Raw genomic sequence first — 21,785 nt, forward strand, 5'->3', positions numbered from 1 at the left:
CCCTACGGGGCGGTTTTTTATTGGTCAATTGAAAAAACCTCAACAGTATAAAGAATGCACAGTAAGTTGCTTTTCCGAATTAAATTCGTTGAAATAAAGGTAAACAACGTGTTGGATTCGGGAAAAAATTGAACAGAAATACGAAATTTCCTCACACAAATCATTTTCCTTGCGGTAATCTGGCCCCCTTACCCAACTGTGGCAGTTGCTTCTGAGCCACATTTCCCAAAGAGATAGCAATGAAACTCCAACTGCATTCCCAGGCAGCCAAGGTGCTGTCAACCCTGACCTGCTTTTCGATCCTCGCCGGCTGCGGCGGCGGTGGCGATGCTGGGTCCGGCACGAATTCCACTGAGTTGCTCGGCAAGACCGTGACCGCACCGGCGCCTACCGCAACCGGCAACAATGGCAATGGCAACGGCACGACCCCGGCCACGTCCAACGCGGGCGGTAACAGCGACAAGGGCTCCACCACGACCACCACGACCGACACGAGCAGCTACGTCACCGCGCCAGCCCCGACGCCGACCACCGGCACCAGCACCAGCACGGGCAGCTACGTCACCGCGCCGGCGCCGACCCCGACCACCGACCCCAGCACGAGCACCAGCACCAGCGGCTCGACCAGCACCGCGCCGGTCAACGGCCCGACGGTCACCGATTTCCGCATCCAGAGCACCAATGCCACCACCGCCCAGACCAACGTCCCGGTGACCTTCGGCCAGGTGTTCGCGGTGGGCGCGGTTGCGCCGACCGATGCGCTGGTCGGCCGCCTCGACGACGGCACCACCGTGCCGCTGCAGGTCGACGTCAAGGCCCTGCACGCCGACGGTTCGGTGCGCCACGCCATCATCTCGGCCGTGCTGCCCACGCTGGGCGCCGGCCAGATGCGCACCATCTCGATGATCAAGTCGGGCAAGGTCGCGGCCACCACCGCGCTGGCCACCACTAATATGATGTCGAACGGCTTCTCGGCTTCGGTCAGCGCCACCATCAACGGCGTCAAGTACTCGGCCTTCGCCGATGACCTGATCAAGACCGCGGCGCACCAGACCTGGCTGGCCGGTAACGTGGTCAACGAATGGCAGGTGTCGGCTCCGCTGAAAACCAGCAGCGGCGCCGCGCACCCGCACCTGAGCGCACGCTTCGCGATCCGCTGGTACCAGAACGTCAAGAAGGCACGCGTCGACGTGACCGTCGAAAACGACTGGGCCTACGAACCGAACCCGCAGAACTTTACCTATGACGCGGCCGTGCTGGTCGGCGGCAAGCAGGCGTATGCGAAGACCGGCATGACCCACTACCACCACGCGCGCTGGCGCAAGGTCTTCTGGTGGAACGGTGACACGCCCCAGATCAACATCAAGCACAACATCCCGTACCTGCTGGCTACTGGCGCCGTGCCGAACTACGACCAGACCGTGTCGGTCCCGGATTCGGCCCTGGCCGACCTGGCGACCCGCTACACCGGCGCGGTCACCGAACCGATGGGCATCGGCCTGGGCGTGCCCTACATGCTGATGACCGGCGGCCGTCCGGACATCGGCCTGATGCCGCAATGGTCGACCCTGTGGCTGCTGACCATGGACCAGCGCGCCCGTACGGCGACGCTGGGTACCGCCGACGGCGCCGGCAGCTGGTCCGCGCACTACCGCGACAAGAACACGGACCGTCCGGTCAGCCTGCTCGACTTTCCGTACATGACCATCTACGGCAATGCCAGCGACACCTACAACCCGGCCACCAAGCAGCGCGAAGCCTTCCCGCTGTGCGCCACGACCGCCGGCGCCTGCGACACGCCGTACACGCATGACCCGGACCACCAGCCGGCATTCGCCTACCTGCCTTACCTGATGACCGGCGACTACTACTACCTGGAAGAGCTGCAGTTCTGGGCGATGTGGGATGCGTTCGCATCCAACCCGGCCTACCGCCAGTACGCCAAGGGCCTGGTGACTCCGGAGCAGGTGCGCGGCCAGGCATGGTGCCTGCGTACGCTGGCCGAAGCGGCCTACATCACGCCGGACACCGACCGCCTGAAGTCGCACTTCGCGTCGATCGTCGACAGCAACCTGGATTGGTACAACGCGAACTACACCAACAATGCGAGCGCCAACCAGCTGGGCGTCATCACCAACGGTTACGCGATGGCCTACAACAGCTCGACCGGCCTGGCGCCTTGGCAGGACGACTTCTTCACCTCGGTGATCGGCCACGCCGCCGACATGGGCTTCGCCAAGGCGAAGACCTTCCTGGTGTGGAAATCGAAGTTCGCGGTGGACCGCATGACCGCGACCGGCACCTGCTGGATCGACGGCTCGATCTACGCGCTGAACATTCGCGACACGTCGACCAGCCCGTTCTACACGACCATGGGCGAGGCCTACACCAAGAACCACACGGCGACCTTCAACGCCCTGGCCTGCGGCAGCACTGCGATGGCCACCGCGCTGAACCTGAAAGTGGGCGAGATGACCGGCTATTCGTCGGACCCGGCCGGCTACCCGTCCAACCTGCAGCCGGCGCTGGCCTACGCATCGGACGCGCTGGGCAGCAAGGGCAAGGCCGCATGGACCGTGTTCATGAACCGTTCGGTCAAGCCGAACTACGGCTCGCAACCGCAGTTCGCGATCGTGCCGCGCTATTAATCAGGCTGTAATCGCCTGACCCGGAAGGGCCGCTGCTGCGGCCCTTTTTTCATTTTACGAGGCCACCTCGCCGTACGGTGGCAGGCGCTGTGCGGCCGGTCCATGCTTGCGGTCCGGTGCGCCCCAGCGCCGGTTCAGCCAGTTGCGGGCCGGCATTTCGAGCAGGTAGTAGGCCGTGATACCGCTGGCCAGCGCCAGCAGGATCCCCTGCCAGGCCGGCATCCCGTGGCGCCACACCAGCAGGTAGAACGGCTGCTGCCACAGATACAGCGAGAACGACCACAGGCCGAGCTGGCGCAGCGGCGCCAGCGACAGCAGGCGCCGCACCAGGCTTGGTGCGCGGTCGACCATATTGACGGCCAGCGCGAAGGCACCGGTGCCGATCGCCAGCCGCAGCGGCATCGGCACCGACCACCAGTGCGCCGCGAAGCCCACCAGCGCCAGCGCCACCACGCTCCACGGCGGCAGGCGCCGCAGCGCGTCGGGCTCCAGCCGCAGCAGGACCCACGCGGCGGCGAAAATGCCGAAGGCGGACACCTCGCTGTGCCGCCAGAGGCCGAATTCCAGCCGCGAGCCGGACACCACCAGCGAGTAGCAGGCCGCGCACGCGAGCCACAGCAATGCCAGCAGGCCCACGGTGCGGCGCGCATCGAGGCGCCCGGCGCGGTGGCCCAGCGCGACCAGCGACAGCAGCACGTAGCTGTGCTCTTCCACGCACAGCGACCACACGTGCCCGAACGGCATCACCGATCCATTCGGCAGGAAGTAGTTGTTGGTGAAGCTCAGCGCGGCGGCGGTCTCGCTCCAGCTGGTGCGCACGCCGAGCAGCGCGTACACGACGGCGATCGCGAGGATGAAGACATACAGCGAGGGGAACACGCGTGCGATGCGGCGCTTGTAGAAGATCGGGATCGGCATCGGCCGCACGAACAGGATGCGCGCCATCAGGAGCCCGGACAGCACGAAGAACAAGTTCACGCCGACCGCGCCGAGGTTGATGCCGGGGACCGGGGAGAAGTGGCCGATGTACAGGCAGCCGATGGCCAGCGCGCGCCAGCCGTCCAGGCTGGGCGAGTAATTCGGTAGGGATTGGTCCATGCCTTCTCCTCGGGCGAATGGGCGGAGATTAGCATTTTGCTCAGCAGTTCGGCGCACGTGCATACAACGGGATGTACATACGCGATTTGCTCCATCTGGTTTCGAACACGCGCTACACTTCCTGTTTTTCTCATCGATGGAGGCGGCGTGCATCTCAGGATCGACTGGAAGTACGTGGTGGCATTCTTCGCGCTGAACGGCGTGATCAGCGAACTGCACGAGCAGGCGCACATCATCACCAACCGGATCGGCGCGGGCTGCTATTTCGAGCGCGACTTCAACAACCTGTTCGCCTGTCCGGGCGTGTCGCCGCATACCGACCTGGCTGCGATCGCGGCCTCGTTCGCCGGACCGCTGTTCAGCTACCTGGTGATGTGGTTCGGGGCCTGGCTGCTCACGCGCGCGGCCACGCCGGCCGGGCGCTCGATCGGCTTCTCGCTCATCTTCGCGCCGCTGCCGTTCGCACGCATATTTACGGCACTGATGGGCGGCGGCGACGAACGCAACGTGCTGCGGATGGTCTTCGATGGCGTGGTCGCGCTGCCGGCAACGCGCTGGATGGCGGTGGCGATGACCCTCGCGTTCTGCGCGCCGCCGGTGTGGATGGCGTGGCGCGTCATCGCCAATCGGCACCGCGGCTGGATCGTGGCCGCGCTGTGCGTGGTGCCGCTGCTGGTGATCGGGGGCTACAAGCTCCTGTTCCTGAACGCCCTGCTGCTCAAGGGTGTGCTGGCGACGCCGCTCATCTTCGGCACGCCGCTGTTCGTGGTGCTCGTGTTCGGGTTCATGGTGGTGGCGACCGCGCTGTCGTGGCGCTGGCTGCAGGGTCTGGAAAGCGACAGGTCAGCGCTCCCTGCCTAACACGCAATAAAAAAGGGCCGCAAGCAGCGGCCCTTTTCACACGCTAAGTCGCGTGATTACCAGATGATCACGCGGTCCTTCGGTGCCAGGTACATCTTGTCGCCGGCCTTGATGCCAAAGGCTTCGTAGAAAGCCGGCTGGTTGCGCACCGTGCCGTTGGCGCGGAACTCGCCCGGCGAGTGCGGGTCGGTCTTCACGCGCACGATGGCGGTCGCCTCACGCATCTTGGTGCGCCACACCTGCGCCCAGCCCATGTAGAAGCGCTGGTCGCCGGTCAGGCCGTCGATCACCGGAGCCGGCTTGCCCTTCAGGGACAGCTTGTAAGCCTTGTACGCGATCGCCATGCCCGAGTTGTCGCCGATGTTCTCGCCCAGGGTCAGCGCGCCGTTCACGTGGTAGCCCTTCACCGGTTCGAACGCGTTGTACTGCTCGATCAGCATCTTGGTCTTGGCCTCGAAGTTCTTGTGGTCGGCGTCGGTCCACCAGTTGCGCAGGTTGCCGTCGCCGTCGTACTGCGAGCCCTGGTCGTCGAAGCCGTGGCTGATCTCGTGGCCGATCACGGCGCCGATGCCGCCGTAGTTGACCGCGTCATCCGCCTTGGCGTCGAAGAACGGCGGCTGCAGGATCGCGGCCGGGAACACGATCTCGTTCATCTCCGGGTTGTAGTAGGCGTTGATGGTCTGCGGCGTCATGCCCCACTCGCTGCGGTCGATCGGGTGGCCCAGCTTGTCCAGCTCACGGTCGTACGCCACGCCACGCGCGCGCATCACGTTGCCGACCAGGTCATCCTGCTTGACCACCAGCTTGGAGTAGTCCTTCCACTTGTTCGGGTAGCCGATCTTGACCGTGAACTTGGCCAGCTTGGTTTGCGCGGCCTTCTTGGTCTCGGGGCTCATCCAGTCGAGCGTGTTGATATCTTCCTTCATCGCCGACAGCAGGTTGTGCACCAGCTTTTCCATGCGCGCCTTGCGCTCGGCCGGGAAGTACTTGGCCACGTACAGCTTGCCCAGCGACTCGCCCATCGCGCCTTCGACCGCGCCCACGCCACGCTTCCAGCGCGGTTCCATCTCCTTCACGCCCGACAAGGTGGTGCCGTAGAACGCAAAGTGCTCGTCGAGGAAGGCCTTGTTCAGGTAGTTGGCGTAGCTCTCGACCAGGTGCGCCTGCAGGTAGGCCTTCCAGGTGTCGATCGGGGTCTTGGCGACGATCTCGGAGAAGCCCTTCAGGAAGGTCGGCTGGCCGACGATCACATAGCTCACCTTGCCCTGGATGCCGGTGCCCTTCAGCCAGGTGTTCCAGTCCCAGCCCGGCGCCATGTCGGCCAGCTTGGCCAGTTCGACCTTGTTGTAGGCCTTGATCGGATCGCGCAGTTCGACCTTGGTCCACTGGACTTTGGCGATCTCGGTTTCGAGGTCGACGATGGCCTTGGCGTTGGCGGCGGCATTCTTGTCGCCTGCCATCGACAGCATTTTCTCGACGTGGGCCAGGTACTTGGCGCGGGTGTCGGACAGCTTGGCGTCGTCGGTTTTCAGGTAGTAGTCGCGGTCCGGCATGCCCAGGCCGCCCTGGCCGATGTCGGCCACATACTTGGTCGAATCCTTGTTGTCCTGGTGGATGCCGAAATCATAGGGCGTGTTCACACCCAGCTTGCTCATGCGCGCGAACACGGCCGGCAGCTCGGACTTGTCCTTGAGCGCAGCGATCTTGTCCATCTCGGCCTTCAGCGGAGCCAGGCCGACCTTCTCCAGCTTCGCTTCGTCCATGAAGCTGGCGTAGTAGTCGGCGATGCGCTGGTCATCGGTGCCGGCGGCGGCGTGCTTGGCGATCGCCGCCTCGATCAGGCCGCGCAGCTGCGGCTGGGTGTCGTCCTGCAGCTTCTGGAACGAGCCCCAGCTCGATTTGTCGGCCGGGATGTCGGTGGTCTTCATCCACTTGCCATTGACGTGCTCGTAGAAGTCGTCCTGCGCGCGCACGCCGTCGTCAAAGAACTGGGTGGCGATGCCGGCCGACAGCGCCTGCGTCTTGGAGGTGGTGGCGCTCTTGGCGGCTGCCGTGCCTTCGGCGGCGTAGGTGACGCTGGCGATCAGGGCGAGCGTCACGGCGCTCAGCAAATGACGTTTCATGTGTTGTTCTCCACTCTGTAGTTTCGGAATTGAGAACCGGCGCTCTTGGCGCCGGCTCCCGGGGACTACTGACTCTACTCTACCAGATCGTCACGCGATCTTTCGGTGCAAGATACATCTTGTCGCCTTCTTTCACGCCGAAGGCCTCGTAAAAGCCCGGCTGGTTGCGCACCGTGCCGTTGGCGCGGAACTGGGCCGGCGAGTGCGGGTCGGTCTTGACCTGCAGGATCGCGGCGTCATCACGCATCTTGGCGCGCCACACCTGGCCGAAGCCCATGTAGAAGCGCTGGTCGCCGGTCAGGCCGTCGATCACCGGCGCTTCCTTGCCGTGCAGGCTGATCTTGTACGCCTTGTACGCGATCGCCAGGCCCGAGTTGTCGCCGATGTTCTCGCCCATGGTCAGCTGGCCGTTGACGTGGTAGCCCGGCACCGGCTCGAAGGCGCTGTACTGCGCATCGAGCATGTCGGTCTTGGTCTTGAACGCGGCGCGGTCGGAATCGGTCCACCAGTTGCGCAGGTTGCCGTCGCCGTCTGACTGGCTGCCCTTGTCGTCGAAGCCGTGGCCGATTTCGTGGCCGATCACGGCGCCGATCGCGCCGTAGTTGACGGCGTCGTCGGCGGCGGCGTTGAAGAACGGCGGCTGCAGGATCGCAGCCGGGAACACGATCTCGTTCAGCGACGAGTTGTAGTACGCGTTCACGGTCTGCGGCGTCATGCCCCACTCTTCGCGATCGACCGGCTTGCCCAGCTTGCCGACGTTGCGGTTGCGCGCGAACTGCGAGGCGCGCATCACGTTGCCGACCAGGTCATCCTTGTTAATGGTCAGCTTGGAGTAGTCGCGCCACTTGACCGGATAGCCGATGTGCGGGCTGAACTTGGCCAGCTTGTCCAGCGCCTGGGCGCGGGTCTCCGGGCCCATCCAGTCCAGGTGCTCGATGCTGTCCTTGTACGCGGCCAGCAGGTTCTTGACCAGTTCTTCCATGCGCGCCTTGCGCTCCGGCGGGAAGTACTGCGCCACGTACTGGCGGCCGACCGCTTCGCCCAGCGCGCCTTCGACGGCGGCCACGCCACGCTGCCAGCGCGGACGTTCCTGCGGCACGCCCGAGATCACGGTGCCGTAGAACGCGAAGTTCGCTTCCGAGAACGGCTTGGAGAGGTAAGGCGAGTATTCGCGCAGCAGCTGCCACTTGAAGTAGGACTGCAGGGTCGACAACTCGGTGTTCTGCAAGGTCTGGTTCATCGCCGTCAGGTAGCTCGGCTGGCCGACGATCACGGTGCCGGTCTTGCCGCCCACGCCGGCGGCGGCCAGCGCGGCGTTCCAGTCGTAGCCCGGGGCCAGCTCGGCCAGCTTGGCCACTTCCACCTTGTTGTAGCGCTTGACCGGGTCGCGCAGTTCGACGCGGTTCCACTGCGCGGTTGCCAGCTGGGTCTCGAAGCCGACGATGGCCTTGGCCTGGGCTTCGGCGTTCTTCTCGCCGGCCAGCGCCAGCACCTTGGCCACGTGCTGCTCGTACTTCTCGAGCGTGGACGCCATGCGCTTGTCGTCCTTCTTGAGGTAGTAGTCGCGGTCCGGCAGGCCCAGGCCGCTCTGGCTCATGTACACGGCGTACTGGGTCGAGTTCTTCGAGTCCTGCGCCACGCCGATGCGGTACGGGGTGTTCACGCCGATGTCGGACAGGTGGCCGACCAGGGCCGGCAGCGCCTTCTTGTCCTTCAGCGCGCTGATGCGGTGCAGTTCGCCGGTCAGCGGCTTGATGCCCAGCGCGTCCAGCTTCTTCTCGTCCATGAAGCTGTTGTACAGGTCACCGACCTTCTGCTGGTCGGAGCCGGCCTTGGCCTTTTCCTTGGCGTCGTGTTCGATGATGCCGCGCGCCTGCTCCAGCGAGGTCTCGCGCAGCTGCACGAAGGTGCCCCAGCTCGACTTGTCGGCCGGGATCTGGGTGTTCTGCAGCCACTTTCCGTTCAGGTAGCGGAAGAAGTCATCCTGCGGACGCACGCTGGTGTCGATGAATTGGGTTTCAATCCCGGAAACCGGGCCGGTGGCGTGCTGCGTGGCGGTGTCGGCCGCGTTCGCGAAAGCTGCCATCAGGGAGAGGGTCAGAGTGCTCAGAAGCTGTCGTTTCACGGGATTACTCCTCTTTACGTGGTTGTAGCGGCTTGTGGCCGGTGGAAAATTTATCACAGACAAGGGTAAGAAAATCAAATTTTCAGCTCTAAGCGCAGGCCCAGCGTGGTGTAGGTGCGGGTCAGGGTATCGAGCGCCTGCACCAGACCGGCGGTCTGGACCACGCGCCCGGATTCGTAGCGGCGCGCGAACAGGTTGTTGCCGGACACGCGCAGCTGGGTGTTGGCGCTGAACTTCCACACGCCGTACAGGTCCAGCTGGCGCTTCATGCCGCTGGTGTCCAGCTCGGCCACGCTGCTCTGCACCAGGGTCAGCGGGGTCCAGTTGAAGTTGCCGCCGACCGTCAGCGGCACGGCCTTCATGCGGTAATCGACGCCGAAGTTGGCGGTCTGCCTGGCCTGCTGGTCGAGGCGGTTGTAAGGGCCGGGGATGCCGTCCACGCTGGACCAGAAGCGGCTGTAGTTGGTGCGCAGGTCGACGTCCGGCCCGTTCGGATAGAGTTCGACGAGCTGGAACTTGGCCTCCAGTTCGACGCCGCTGGTGCGGGCGTGGCCGATGTTCATTGGCGTCGACACCCAGCGCGGGCCGAGGGCCGTCTGCTGCAGCGTGGTCTGGCGCCGCATCAGGTTGTCGATGTCGCGCACGAAGGCGCTGGCCGACAGGATGCCGCTGCGGGTCAGGTAGTGTTCGTAGGCGAGGTCCAGGCCCTTGGCCAGTTCCGGCTTCAGGTTCGGGTTGCCGCTGCGGTCCGGACGCGTGGCGCGGTTATCGCTGGAGAACGAGGGCGCGGCGATCAGGTCGTTCAGGGCCGGCGCCTTGTAGCTGCGGGTCAGGCTGGCGCGCACCTGGTCGCGGTCGTGGCCGGGAATGCGGTACACGGTGTGCAGCACCGGGCTGAATACGCTGCTGGTGTTCTTCACCGCGTAGCCCAGGTTGTCGCTGGTGGTGCGGATGCCTTCCCAGCGCAGGCCGAAATAGCCGGACCACTGGGTCGTGATGTCCCACTCGTCCTGCGCGAAGAAGGCCAGGCGGCGGGTATCGGCGGCCAGGTTGGCGCCGGAGGCGTCGTACAGCGGATCGTTGTCGCCTTCCGCCACGTGCACCTGCGCCAGACGCGCGACCTCGCCGTCCCAGCCGGCCGCGAAATGGTGGCCCTCGCCCAGCGGGCGGCTGTACTTGCCGCCGCTGGAGAAGCTGTGCTGGCGCGTGGTGTCGATGTCGGTGTAGAAGCGTTCCAGCTTGCCGCTGCCGTCGAAATTGTTGCGCAGGCTGTCGCTGTCGTTGTGATTGACGCCGCCGCTGAACTTCACGTCCAGCCGCGCGCCGTCTTCCATCTTGTGGACCCAGTCGCCGAAGCCGCGCGCCATGGTGCCGCTCGAATGGCTGATCGCGCGCTGGAACACGAACTCCGGCGGCACCAGGCCGGCAGTCTGGTTCACGGTCGCGTCGTACACGCCGTCGTTGCGGTTCACGACCACGAAGGGCTGGAAGTTCAGCGTGTCGCCATTGTCGAACTTATAGGACAGGCGCGGCGACAGGTGCATGCCGCGCGACCTGCCGTCGCCGTAGCTGTGGATATACTGCATGCGCTGCACGGTGCCGTTGGCCAGCAGGTCGGCGTCGGTGCTGTCGGCGTCGGTGTGCTGGCGGTTCTGCATCAGCGAGGCGTTGAGCATCCAGGTCAGGCTGCCGACCTTGCCCGGCACCGTCACCGATACATTGGCGCCATGGCGGCCCTGTTCGATGTTGTCGGCCAGGCGCAGCTGCACGTCCTTCTGGCGGTAGCCTTCGCGCAGGATCACGTTGATGGTGCCGGCAATCGCCTGGGTGCTGTGCTCCGCGACCGGGCCGCGCATGATCTCGATGCGCTCGACCTGGTCGGGCGGGATCGACTCCAGCGAAAAGCCTGGCGGCGGGCGCTCGCCGTTCACCAGCATCTGGGTATAGCCGTTGCCCAGGCCGCGCATGCGGATGCCGCCGCCGCCGCGTCCCGGCGGGCCGCCCATGGTCACGCCGGGCAGGCGCTTGAGGACTTCGCCGAGGTTGGAGTCGCCGTTGCGGTCGAGTTCCTCGCGGCCGTACACCAGCTTCGAGGCGGTGGAGTTGCGGCGGGTCTCGGTGTCGTCGGCGCGGCTGCCGGTGACGGTCACCTGCTGGATCTGGCCATCGGCCGTGGCGGCTTGCTTGGGAGAGGCTTGCTTCGCCTGCGCCTGGACGCGGCGGCGCGCGGCGGCGTCGTCCTGCGCGGCGGGTTTGGCCTGGTCTTCCTGCCGGGGAGGGGCCGCGGCCTGGTCTTGCGCCAGCGCGGCACCGCCGGCCCCGAGCAGTGCGAGGCAGGCGATGGGTAACAGTTTGGTCATCTAGCTTGTTCAGTTCTTGTTGTGCCGAACAACATGCCACCGGATGGATGTTGCTTGCGGAACTAAACATTCTAGCCGTGTAACAACAGCCCAGAACATCGGGCGGATGTTTTTTACTTTACGATACATGCGGAACAACAGCCCTGCTTACGGGCTGTTGTGCAGTGCAAAATTACTCAGTCGCCGCCACTACCTGGCATATGCATGCCACCAGCTCCCCCGCCCATCCGGCCGCCGCCGCGGCGCCCGCGGCCACCGCTTTCGTCGCCCTTCGGCGCGCCGCGCGGCGCATCCGGCCGTTCGACCCGCTGCATCTGCTCCGACACGAAGGTGGCGACCTTGCGGCGCTGGCCGTCGTCCAGGGCGTCGTTCACGGTCAGCCACATCTCGCGCAGTTGCTTGTCCTCGGCGGCGCTGGTGTTGGCTTCCGCTTCGATCAGCGCATTCAGTTCGCGCAGCTCGACATCCTTTTTCTCCAGCGCGCCCTTGGCTTGCTCCTGCAGGCGCGCGCGCCGGTCCACGCGCTGGCGCAGGATCTCGCGGCTGCCGCTTTCGACCTTGTGCCACAGGATCTGCTGGTTGGGATTCAGGTTCAGCTCCTTGCCCAGCTCGGACACCATCGGCAGCATGTCCTCCGCGCGCATGTCCATCAGGGGCACCGCGAACGAGGATGCGCTCGCGCCCAAGGCCAGCGCCAGCACCGCCGCCCGGACCGCGCGGCGCAACGGAATTGTCTGCATACCAATCTCCTACGCATAAAAAAGCCCACGGAGGGGACCGTGGGCGAAGACCACTTCAAAAAGAGTGGAGAGAGAAAAACTGCAAGGCCAATATATGACTCACGGCTGGGAGTCGCCCTCTATCTTACAAATGCTTACCTTCCACGCAAGATTGGCAACAGCCCTTTACAAAACTTGTCGGAAAGCGCGCCAATTCAGCAGTCAGGGACGCTGACGCGGTTCAGGTTTATACTGGTTCCATGGGTTCCAAACTGAAGAATTCCGGCCTGGTTGCGCTTGGTGCAATCGCCGGTGTCGCCATTTCGATGCAGTTTTCGGCGCTGGCGCAAAAGCCGGTCGATGCCGGCCTGCCCATGGACAGCGTACGCGAGCTGTCCAATGTTTATGGAATCATCAAGTCCGATTACGTCGACCAGGTCGACAGCAAGAAGCTGCTGACCGACGCCATCTCCGGCATGGTCGGCTCGCTCGACCCGCACTCCGCCTATCTCGACAAGGACGCCTACCGCGAGCTGCGCGAAGGCACCGAGGGCAAGTTCGTCGGCCTGGGCATCGAGATTTCGCCGACCGACGACGGCTATGTGCGCATCGTCGCCCCGATCGAGGATTCGCCGGCCTGGCGCGCCGGCATCAAGGCCGGTGACCTGATCACGGATGTGGACGGCGTCTCGCTCAAGGGCGTGGACATGGAAGAAGCAATCAAGCGCATGCGCGGCGAGCCACGCTCCAGGGTCACGCTCACCGTGCGGCGCGAGGGCGTGGCCAATCCGCTCAGCTTCGTCGTGCTGCGCGAGGAGATCGTGCAAAAGAGCGTGAAGGCGAAGCTGGTGGAACCGGGCTATGCGTGGATCCGCATCTCGCAATTCCAGGAGCCGACCGTGGACGATTTGGCCGGCAAGCTGGCCGACCTGTACCGCCAGGATCCGGACATGAAGGGCGTGATCCTCGACCTGCGCAATGATCCGGGCGGCCTGCTGCAAGGGGCGATCGGGGTGGCAGCGGCCTTCCTGCCGGCAGGCTCGGAAGTAGTGTCCACCAATGGCCAGCTGGCCGACTCCAAGCAGCACTTCTACGGCAAGCCGGAGTACTACATGCTGCAGGTTGGCGAGGATCCGCTGTCCAAGGTGCCGGGCGTGTTCAAGACGATGCCGATGGTGGTGCTGGTGAACAGCGGCTCGGCGTCGGCCTCCGAGATCGTGGCGGGCGCCCTGCAGGACTACAAGCGCGCGGCCATCGTCGGCAGCCAGACTTTCGGCAAGGGCTCGGTGCAGACGATCCGCGCGATCGGCGGCGACGCGGCGGTCAAGCTGACCACGGCGCGCTACTACACGCCGTCGGGACGCTCGATCCAGGCGCGCGGCATCGTGCCGGATTTCGCGGTGGATGAAACTGCGGACGGACAGAACTTCAACATGCTGCGGGTGCGCGAGGCGGACCTGGAGCACCACCTGGCCAACGACCGCGACAAGGAAACGGCGGCGGCATCGGAGAACCTGGTGGGCGAGGACGAACTGGTCGCGGCCGCGCACGCGCGCAAGCCGATCGACTACGGCACGGCGAGCGACTTCCAGCTGCAGCAGGCCATCAGGCACCTGAAGGGCCAGCCGATGCAGCTGGCCAAGCGCAGCGCGCCGACGCTGGCGCATAGCGGGCAGACGCTTACCCCGTAGCTCTAACACCGTCGTTCCCGCGAAGGCGGGAACCCATAAACACGCAGCGTTGCCGCAAACTCAGCATGGATCCCCGCCTTCGCGGGGACGACGTTCAGTTCTTGCGTTGTGGAGCAATGCATCTAGAACTGATCCAGCCGATTCCCACCCCACCCCGCATTGTGTAGAATCCGCCCAATTGCCGGTAACTTCCGGCCTTCTCCGTTGAAAGTTCTCCAATATGAAACCTGTCGTCATCAGCGGCACCGGCCTGTTTACCCCGCCGTATTCGATCTCGAACGATGAACTGGTGACCGCGTTCAACGCTTACGCCGAGCTGCACAACGCCGAGAACGCGCAGCGCATCGCCGCCGGCGAAGTGGCCGCGATCGAGCCGTCGAGCAGCGCGTTCATCGAGAAGGCGTCGGGCATCAAGTCGCGCTACGTGATGGAGAAGACCGGCATCCTCGACCCGCGCCGCATGACCGCGCGCATCCCCGAGCGCGGCGACGACGAGCTGTCGCTGCAGGCCGAGATGTGCGTGGCCGCGGCGCGCCAGGCACTCGAACGCGCGGGCCGCACGGCGGCCGATATCGACATGGTGCTGGTCGCCTGCTCGAACATGCAGCGCCCGTATCCGGCGATGGCGGTCGAGGTCCAGGACGCGCTGGGCATCCAGGGCTACGGCTTCGACATGAACGTGGCCTGCTCGTCCGCCACCTTCGGCATCCAGACCGCAGCCGCGGCCGTGGCGACCGGACAGGCGCGCGCGGTGCTGGTGCTGAACCCGGAGATCACCAGCGGCCACCTGAACTACCGCGACCGCGACAGCCACTTCATCTTCGGCGACGCGTGCACGGCGATCGTGGTGGAGTCGGCGGAGACGGCGGTGAGCGAGCACCAGTTCGAGATCGTCGAATCGAAGCTCAAGACCGCGTTCTCGAACAACATCCGCAACAACTTCGGCTTCATGAACCGCTTCGACGAAGCGGGCATCGGGCAGCCGGACAAGCTGTTCCGCCAGCAGGGGCGCAAGGTGTTCAAGGAAGTGTGCCCGATGGCGGCGGAGATGATCAAGGACACCGTGGCTGCGGCGGGGCTGGAGGTGGGGCAGGTGTCGCGCTTCTGGCTGCACCAGGCCAACCTGAACATGAACCTGCTGATCGCGCGCACGCTGCTGGGGCGCGATGCGGAGCCGAACGAGGCGCCGGTGATCCTGGACGAATATGCGAATACCTCGTCGGCGGGGTCGATCATTGCCTTCCACAAGTACCAGGACGATATGCCGGCGGGTTCGTATGGGGTGATCTGCTCGTTCGGCGCCGGTTATTCGATCGGCTGCGTGGTGGTCCGCAAGAAGTAATCGCTAACATTAAACCGTCGTCCCCGCGCAGGCGGGGACGACGGTGGTTAATTGATCAAAGCCGCGCCGCCAGTTCGGCGCCTTCGCGAATCGCGCGCTTGGCATCCAGTTCCGCGGCCAGCGCCGCACCGCCGATCTTGTGGAAGCGAGGGCCACCCTTCGGAGCGCCCTCCTCCGGCATCAACTCCACCAGGCTCTCCTGCCCCGCACAGATCACCACGTTGTCGACATCGAGCACGCGCCGCTCACCGCCCACCACGATGTGCAGGCCCGCGTCATCGATCCGCTCGTACTGCACGCCCGCCATCATGGTCACGCCATTGCGCGCCAGCGTCGTCCGGTGCACCCAGCCCGATGTCTTGCCCAGCCCAGCGCCCGGCTTGGATGCCTTGCGCTGCAAAAGCCACAGCTGCCGCGCCGGCGCCGGTTCCGCTGCCTTCGCCAGGCCGCCCGGTCCGCGCACCGCCAGGTCCACGCCCCACTCCGCGGCCCATTCCTCGACCGGCACCGGCAGCGGATGCGCTTCGTCGTGCACCAGGTATTCGCCGACATCGAACCCGATCCCGCCCGCGCCGATGATGGCCACGCGCCTTCCCACCGGCCGCAGTTCGCGCAAGACGTCGAGGTAGGACAGCACCTTGGGATGCCCGATGCCCTCGATCGCAGGCTTGCGCACCTTGACGCCGGTCGCCACGATCACCTCGTCGAAGCCGCCAGCCAGCAGCTCGTCGCGCGTGACCCGATGGCCCAGCCGCAGGTCCACGCCGGTCTGCTCCAGCCTGCGGCGGAAGTAGCGGATCGTCTCCGCGAACTCCTCCTTGCCGGGGATCCGCATCGCGATGTTGAACTGGCCGCCGATGCGCGCATCCGCATCGAACAGGGTCACGGCATGCCCGCGTTCAGCCGCAACGGTCGCCGCCGACAGGCCCGCCGGGCCGGCGCCCACCACCGCGATCCGCTTCGGCGCCGCCGCTTTCGTATAAATCAATTCGGTCTCGTGGCAGGCGCGCGGGTTCACCAGGCAGGTGGCGCGCTTGTTCGCGAAGGTGTGGTCGAGGCAGGCCTGGTTGCAGGCGATGCAGGTATTGATCTCGTCCGTTCGCCCGCTCGCCGCCTTGGCAACGAACTCCGGATCGGCCAGGAAGGGGCGCGCCATCGACACCATGTCGGCGTCGCCGCGCGCGATGATGTCCTCCGCGACCCCAGGCATATTGATACGGTTCGAGGCCACCACGGGAATCGACACTTCCTTGCGCAGCCGCCCCGCCACACTGGCAAAGGCCGCGCGCGGGACCGAGGTGACGATGGTCGGGACGCGCGCCTCGTGCCAGCCGTAGCCGGTATTGAGGATGGTGGCGCCGGCATCCTGCAGCGCGCGCGCCACGGCCACGATCTCGTCCCAGCTGTTGCCGCCCTCGACCAGGTCGAGCACCGAGAGGCGATACATGATGATGAAGTCCGTCCCGGCGACGGCGCGGATGCGCCTGACCACTTCCACCGCCAGCCGCATGCGGTTCTCGATCGAACCACCCCAGCGATCCGTGCGCTTGTTGGTGCGTGCGCACAGGAACTGGTTGAGCAGGTAGCCCTCGCTACCCATCACCTCGACGCCGTCGTAGCCGGCCACGCGCGCCAGGCGCGCCGCGCGCGCGTAGGCGCGGATGGTCTTTTCGACGCCGGACTCGGTGAGCTCGCGCGGCTTGAACGGCGAGATCGGCGACTTGATCGCGGAGGCCGACACCGCGAACGGCTGGTAACCGTAGCGGCCGGCGTGCAGGATCTGCATCAGGATCTTGCCGCCTTCCGCGTGCACCGCGCGCGTGAGGCGGCGGTGATTGAGCACGTCGCCGATGAAGTTCATGGTGCCGCCGAAGGGCAGCAGCCAGCCTTGCCGGTTGGGCGAGATGCCGCCGGTGACGATCAACCCGACGCCGCCGCGCGCCCGTTCGCGGTAAAACGCGGCCAGCTTCCCGTAATGCCAGAAGCGGTCTTCGAGGCCGGTGTGCATCGACCCCATCACCACCCGGTTGCGCAGCGTCGTGAAACCCAGGTCGAGCGGCGCGAGCAGGTGGGGATAGGCCATCGGTCAGGCCAGGTGGCTTTCGCGGTCGCGCAGTTCGGCGAAGTGCTCCAGGCTGCCGATCCGCACCGTCACCGGATTCAGGCTTGCGCCCGGCGACATCGAGCGCCAGGCAAACTGCCATTCCTGTTCCGGCGCCTGTTCGGCGGCCTTGGTGAAGGCCGCGCCCAGCGGCGAGCGGTGGCCGTATTCGATGGCGCCGTCGATCCCGGCCCAGTCGGGCAGCGCGCGCTGCACGGCGCGGTGCAGGCGCTCGCCGAACTCCTCGGTGTTATGGATGACGAGGCAGCAGTCGGCCGGCGCCAGCAGGTCGAACAGGCGCTTGTCCCAGGCCTTCGAGAAGGCGACGGTCAGGAACTGCCCGGCCGGGATCAGGCGGAACTGGCCGGTCTTGAGCGCGGCTTCGAGTTCGGCGCGCGTGCCGTAGCGGTGCAGGGTCGGGGGGCGTTGGTAGTCGTGCATGATGTGTGCTTTCAGCGGGCCGGCGTGGGCGGCTGGCTCGCGGTGTGGCGCTCGCGCATGTGGCGCGCGGCGATGAAGATTTCCCGCAGCAAGTTCACAAAGCTGCTGATCAGCGATAGCATCGCCAGCACGAAGAAGGCGGCGATGACCTGGTGCAGCGGCATGTCGGTGACGTCGCTGAAGAACAGCAGCGCGATAACCAGGCAGATCAGGAACCCGCAGGCGGTGCTGGAGGTGATCGCATAGTTGATCAGGTGCGAGCGCCGGTACAAGACTTCCAGCTCCTCGCTGTAGTCGTCATCCGGATTCAGGCGCAGGCGGTCTTCCAGCACCCGGGTGCGGTCGATGATGCGGCCGAGCCGGTTGATCAGCACGCCCAGCTTGGTGGCGACGCCGGTGAGCAGGAATACCGGGGCAATCGACAATTGGATGATGTGACCGATGTCGCTGGTCTGGATGTTCATGTGGCCCCTGCAGTCTGTTTTTTGTTGTAAAGCCTAGTGTAGCAGCGCAATGACCCGCACAGGGTCTCAGTCGAAGTTGCCGTGGCGTTTGAACTGCTCCGTTGCCGCGACCAGGGCGCGGGCGATGCCGATTTCCAGCGCACCATGGCCGGCATCCGGGATCATGCGCAGGCGCGAGCCGGGCCAGGCATGGTACAGGCGCCAGGCCGACAGTGGCGGGCAGATCACGTCGTAGCGGCCCTGCACGATCACGGCCGGCAGGTGGGCGATGCGGTGCAGGTCGCGCACCAGCTGGTCCTCCTCGATGAAGGCGCCATTGGCCATGTAGTGCGACTCCAGCCGGCCGACGCCCAGGTCGAGCGAATCGGAGGGCGCTTCCTCTTCCTGCGGCAACAGGAACACGCGCCGGCCCTCGAAGCGGCTCCAGGCGCGCGCGGCCGGCCAGTAGACTTCCGGGTCCTCGCTCAGCAGGCGCTTGCAATAGGCTTGCAGCAGCTTGCCGCGCTCGGCCTCAGGGATGGGCGCGATGAACTCGGCGTATAGCTCGGGGTAGAACCACTGCACGCCGTGCAGGAACCATTCGACCTCGGCGGCGGTGCACAGGAAGATGCCGCGCAGGACAAAGCCGAGGCAGCGCTCCGGATGCGCCTGCCCGTAGGCCAGCGCCAGCGTCGAGCCCCACGAGCCGCCGAACACCAGCCAGCGCTCGATGCCGAACATCTGGCGCAGGCGCTCGATGTCCTCGATCAGCAGCTGGGTGGTGTTGTTGCGCCACTCGCCCAGCGGCGTCGACTTGCCGGCGCCGCGCTGGTCGAACAGGATGATGCGGTAGGCGTGCGGATCGAAGAAGCGGCGGTGCTGCGGCGACAGTCCTGCGCCCGGGCCGCCGTGCAGGAAGATCACCGGGATGCCGTTCGGGTTGCCGACTTCTTCCCAGTAGAGCGTGTGGAGCTCGTCGACCGGCAGCATGCCATGGCGGAGCGGGAGGATCGGCGGGAACAGCGACGGCGGCGTGACGGGCATGGGCGGCTCTCTTGTTAATCGAGAGCCATTGTAGCGTACTGCCCTGCGATCAGAAGAAGGTGTTCAGTGCGAAGCGCACCACGTAATCGTCGTCCACCGCCAGCAGCAGCGGCCACTTGTCGAAGGTGGTGCACGGGTGGGAAATGCCGCAGCCGACCAGGTCACCCACCAGCAGATCCGTGCACAGGGGATGGCCGTCGGGCAGGCGCAGGTAGGCGTGCTGGTCGTTCATCTTGAAGATCGTGCAGCCGTCCGGCAGTTGCGCCGGCGCGCCGGGACCCGGACGATGGTGGAACAGCGGAATCGGCAGGTCGACATCATATGAGGCGTCGCGCTTGCCCATGGTGAGGATTGCGAGCTTGGGCTCGGGACGCGACTGCACCACGCTCCACACTTCCAGCGCGGGGCGCAGGCCGTCCTTGCCGGACAGGTCCTCGCGCTGGTTCAGGTCGGCGATGGCGTGCTTGTAGGTGCCGTGGTCGCTGGTCAGGTAGCAGCCGCTGCGCAGCACCGGGCGCAGGGGGCGCGACAGCTGTTCGATGTCGCTGAAGCCGCGGGCGACCAGGTCGAAATAGGCGGAGCCGCCGGCGGACACGAGGACCTCGGCCGCGCCGAACAGGCCTTCGTCGTCGGATTCGCGCACCAGCGCCACCAGCCGCGCCACGAATGCCGAGACCTCGCCGGTGTCGGACAGCAGGCCTTCGTAGCCTTCGAAGCCGGCCAGCTGCAGGCCGGGCGCGCCGGCGACCGCGCGCGCCACCGTCATCGCCTCATCCATGGTGCGGGTGCCGGCGCGCTTGCCCGGCAGGCCGAGTTCGACCAGCACCGGCAGGCGGCGCGCCAGCGGATGGGCATCCACGGCCTGCGCCAGGCGTTCGACGCCGGCCAGCGAATCGGCCAGCACATAGCAATCGAAATCGGGATCGTCGTGCATGAGCTGCAGCACGGCGTTGGTGTCGGCGCGCGCGACCAGCTGGTTGGCCAGCAACACGCGCCGCACGCCGAAGCGGTGCGCGACCTGCACCTGGGTCGCGCTGGCCAGCGTGATGCCCCACGCGCCATTGGCGAGCTGGGCGCCGAACAATTGCGGGCTCATCGTGGTCTTACCGTGCGGAGCCAAGGTCGCGCCGTAGCGCTCGCAGAAGCGGCGCATCCAGTCGAGGTTGTGCTTGAGCGCCGAGGTCTTCAGCACCGCGACCGGGAAGCTGGTGTCGGCGTGCAGCACGTTCCAGCCCTGCACGCTGATCGCGCCCTGGCGCAATGGTTCCGTGATCGGCAAGCCCTTCACGCCAGGCTGCAGGAGCTGTTCGTCGAGGCTGGAGATGGCGAGGCCGCCGTGGGGGAGCGAATTCATGTCGATGGCGTGCGTGAGGGGGGATTACTCATTGTAGCGGTGACGGCCCCGCCAATGTCGAAATCGTTGATTACCATTGAGCTGCCGACACTGGCCTTAGGGAGAGTGAAAAGGAGTGAGCCGTTAGAAACGCCAACCTGACACTCAGCCGTCCTCACCGTCGAGCAATTGTTCCAGGCGCCGCTCGTAGTTGTTGAGGAAATCCCGCGTAATCGCGTAGTGCTCGGTATCGGTGTACGCCATCTCGGTGATGCCGCTGCCGTCGAAACAGAGGATCTTGGCGTTCGGATAGGCCAGCAGGATCGGAGAATGCGTCGCGATGATGAATTGCGAGCCCTGGCGCACCAAGGCCTCGATGGCTGACAGTGCTGCCAGCTGGCGCGCGGGCGAGAGCGCAGCCTCCGGCTCATCCAGCAGGTAGAGGCCATCCTTCTTGAAGTTGAGCAGCACGTCCATGAAGGCCTCGCCGTGCGACCGCCTGTGCCAATGAATCAAAATCTCGGCCCGATTACTCCGCTGCACACGCCCTCAGTCCCATTTGAGCCTAGAAACAGTGGTTCTTTGTCCCTGAACGCTGCAAGATTTTCGATAGCGTACTTTTGATTCTTTGGACGACCTGCCCCCCGATTTAATTGTAGCGCCTGCGCCGCCGCAGTACGCGCTTCGACGGTCAGGCGGAATAGGAAGCACTGGCCGACCGTTCGCGCGCTCATGTGACACGGGCTTGAGTTTGGACAGCACGCGATTGCCAGTCCTGTTCGATGCTGTGCCGGTGTGCCGCCCGGTGTATAGTAAAAACAGCTCCCCTACAATGATTCAATCGTTCGCCTGCCCGGACACGAGAGCGCTGTTCGAAGGGAATCGAATTGCGCGCTTCGCCAACATCAGGAGCGCAGCCGAACGAAAGCTGTCACTGCTGCACTCGGCTCAGGACCTGCACGACCTCACGGTACCGCCGGGCAACCGACTGAAATCGTTGGCCGGGAAGCGAGCCGGACAGCACAGCATCAGGATTAATGACCAATGGAGAATCTGCTTTGTGTGGACGCCCAATGGTCCAGCAAACGTCGAGTTCGTTGACTACCATTGAAACGAATCGCCAGCGGAGATTGGTATGATTAAGAACGGAATGCGTCCAGTACATCCCGGCGAGATTCTTCGAGAAGAATTTCTGGTTCCGCTAGGATTGGCTGCCAGCTTGCTCGCTCGCGCATTGCATGTACCTTTGTCGTGCGTGGAACAGATCGTGCAGGAACGTGAGGGTATTTCCGCTGATATTGCCCTTCGACTGTCGCGCTACTTCGGCACCACACCCGAATTCTGGCTCCATCTTCAACAGACACATGATTTGCGCAGCGCAGTCATTGCGGGCTGGGACCGCATCACAGAAGAAATCGAACCATTTGAAACCGCGTAAGCAAAAAAAAGCACTGCC

Annotated in this window: 16 protein-coding genes and 1 pseudogene; 6 read left to right on the top strand and 11 right to left on the bottom strand. The window is 65.2% G+C overall.

The window, feature by feature from the left end; all coding sequences use genetic code 11:
- Positions 1-239: 239 nt before the first annotated feature.
- Positions 240-2,648 (top strand): RIFT barrel domain-containing protein, encoded by a 2,409-nt coding sequence (locus tag NX778_RS23685; RefSeq protein WP_258814277.1) that lies wholly within the window; start codon positions 240-242, stop codon positions 2,646-2,648.
- Positions 2,649-2,702: 54 nt separating this feature from the next.
- On the opposite strand, the gene NX778_RS23690 is transcribed toward NX778_RS23685, so the two are convergent.
- On the bottom strand, positions 2,703-3,746 hold the full coding sequence (locus NX778_RS23690) for an acyltransferase family protein (protein WP_258814278.1): 1,044 nt from the start codon (positions 3,744-3,746) through the stop codon (positions 2,703-2,705).
- 147 nt (positions 3,747-3,893) lie between these two features.
- On the opposite strand from NX778_RS23690, the gene NX778_RS23695 reads away from it, so the two are divergent.
- On the top strand, positions 3,894-4,607 hold the full coding sequence (locus NX778_RS23695) for a hypothetical protein (protein ID WP_258814279.1): 714 nt from the start codon (positions 3,894-3,896) through the stop codon (positions 4,605-4,607).
- Positions 4,608-4,663: 56 nt separating this feature from the next.
- On the opposite strand, the gene NX778_RS23700 is transcribed toward NX778_RS23695, so the two are convergent.
- The 4 genes from NX778_RS23700 to NX778_RS23715 form a co-directional block, all read right to left on the bottom strand.
- Positions 4,664-6,730 (bottom strand): M13 family metallopeptidase, encoded by a 2,067-nt coding sequence (locus tag NX778_RS23700; protein ID WP_258814280.1) that lies wholly within the window; start codon positions 6,728-6,730, stop codon positions 4,664-4,666.
- 79 nt (positions 6,731-6,809) lie between these two features.
- The gene (locus NX778_RS23705) at positions 6,810-8,816 is read right to left on the bottom strand and encodes a M13 family metallopeptidase (protein WP_258814320.1); all 2,007 of its coding nucleotides are present in this window, start codon (positions 8,814-8,816) and stop codon (positions 6,810-6,812) included.
- 113 nt (positions 8,817-8,929) lie between these two features.
- A complete protein-coding gene (locus NX778_RS23710) occupies positions 8,930-11,215 on the bottom strand; it encodes a TonB-dependent receptor plug domain-containing protein (protein ID WP_258814281.1) in 2,286 nt (761 codons plus the stop codon).
- A gap of 176 nt (positions 11,216-11,391) precedes the next feature.
- Positions 11,392-11,955: a hypothetical protein gene (locus tag NX778_RS23715; protein WP_258814282.1), complete on the bottom strand. Its 564-nt coding sequence runs from the start codon at positions 11,953-11,955 to the stop codon at positions 11,392-11,394.
- Between the two features lie 239 nt (positions 11,956-12,194).
- Between NX778_RS23715 and NX778_RS23720 the strand changes: the two genes are divergently transcribed.
- Together NX778_RS23720 and NX778_RS23725 are read left to right on the top strand one after the other, a co-directional pair.
- Positions 12,195-13,625, top strand: a complete 1,431-nt coding sequence (locus NX778_RS23720) for a S41 family peptidase (RefSeq protein WP_258814283.1) — start codon at positions 12,195-12,197, stop codon at positions 13,623-13,625.
- Between the two features lie 220 nt (positions 13,626-13,845).
- Complete coding sequence (locus NX778_RS23725; RefSeq protein WP_258814284.1) at positions 13,846-14,967, top strand: beta-ketoacyl-ACP synthase III; 1,122 nt, start codon at positions 13,846-13,848, stop codon at positions 14,965-14,967.
- 55 nt (positions 14,968-15,022) lie between these two features.
- On the opposite strand, the gene NX778_RS23730 is transcribed toward NX778_RS23725, so the two are convergent.
- The 6 genes and pseudogenes from NX778_RS23730 to NX778_RS23755 form a co-directional block, all read right to left on the bottom strand.
- Complete coding sequence (locus NX778_RS23730; protein ID WP_258814285.1) at positions 15,023-17,050, bottom strand: NADPH-dependent 2,4-dienoyl-CoA reductase; 2,028 nt, start codon at positions 17,048-17,050, stop codon at positions 15,023-15,025.
- A gap of 3 nt (positions 17,051-17,053) precedes the next feature.
- On the bottom strand, positions 17,054-17,509 hold the full coding sequence (locus NX778_RS23735) for a hypothetical protein (RefSeq protein WP_258814286.1): 456 nt from the start codon (positions 17,507-17,509) through the stop codon (positions 17,054-17,056).
- Positions 17,510-17,520: 11 nt separating this feature from the next.
- Entirely contained in the window at positions 17,521-17,973 is a 453-nt protein-coding gene (locus tag NX778_RS23740) for a DUF2721 domain-containing protein (RefSeq protein WP_258814287.1), read from the bottom strand.
- Positions 17,974-18,039: 66 nt separating this feature from the next.
- Positions 18,040-18,996 (bottom strand): prolyl aminopeptidase, encoded by a 957-nt coding sequence (gene pip / locus NX778_RS23745; protein ID WP_258814288.1) that lies wholly within the window; start codon positions 18,994-18,996, stop codon positions 18,040-18,042.
- A 49-nt stretch (positions 18,997-19,045) separates the two neighbouring features.
- Positions 19,046-20,350: an amino acid deaminase gene (locus tag NX778_RS23750; protein ID WP_258814289.1), complete on the bottom strand. Its 1,305-nt coding sequence runs from the start codon at positions 20,348-20,350 to the stop codon at positions 19,046-19,048.
- Between the two features lie 144 nt (positions 20,351-20,494).
- A pseudogene (locus NX778_RS23755) lies at positions 20,495-20,833 on the bottom strand (AAA family ATPase); the annotation flags it as partial.
- A gap of 328 nt (positions 20,834-21,161) precedes the next feature.
- On the opposite strand from NX778_RS23755, the gene NX778_RS23760 reads away from it, so the two are divergent.
- Positions 21,162-21,440 (top strand): type II toxin-antitoxin system RelE/ParE family toxin, encoded by a 279-nt coding sequence (locus NX778_RS23760; protein WP_258814321.1) that lies wholly within the window; start codon positions 21,162-21,164, stop codon positions 21,438-21,440.
- Positions 21,441-21,464: 24 nt separating this feature from the next.
- Positions 21,465-21,767, top strand: coding sequence for a HigA family addiction module antitoxin (locus NX778_RS23765; protein ID WP_258814290.1), 303 nt, complete (start codon positions 21,465-21,467; stop codon positions 21,765-21,767).
- Positions 21,768-21,785: the final 18 nt, after the last annotated feature.

This window comes from Massilia terrae (assembly GCF_024753145.1).
In the GTDB taxonomy this organism is placed as follows: domain Bacteria; phylum Pseudomonadota; class Gammaproteobacteria; order Burkholderiales; family Burkholderiaceae_D; genus Telluria; species Telluria terrae.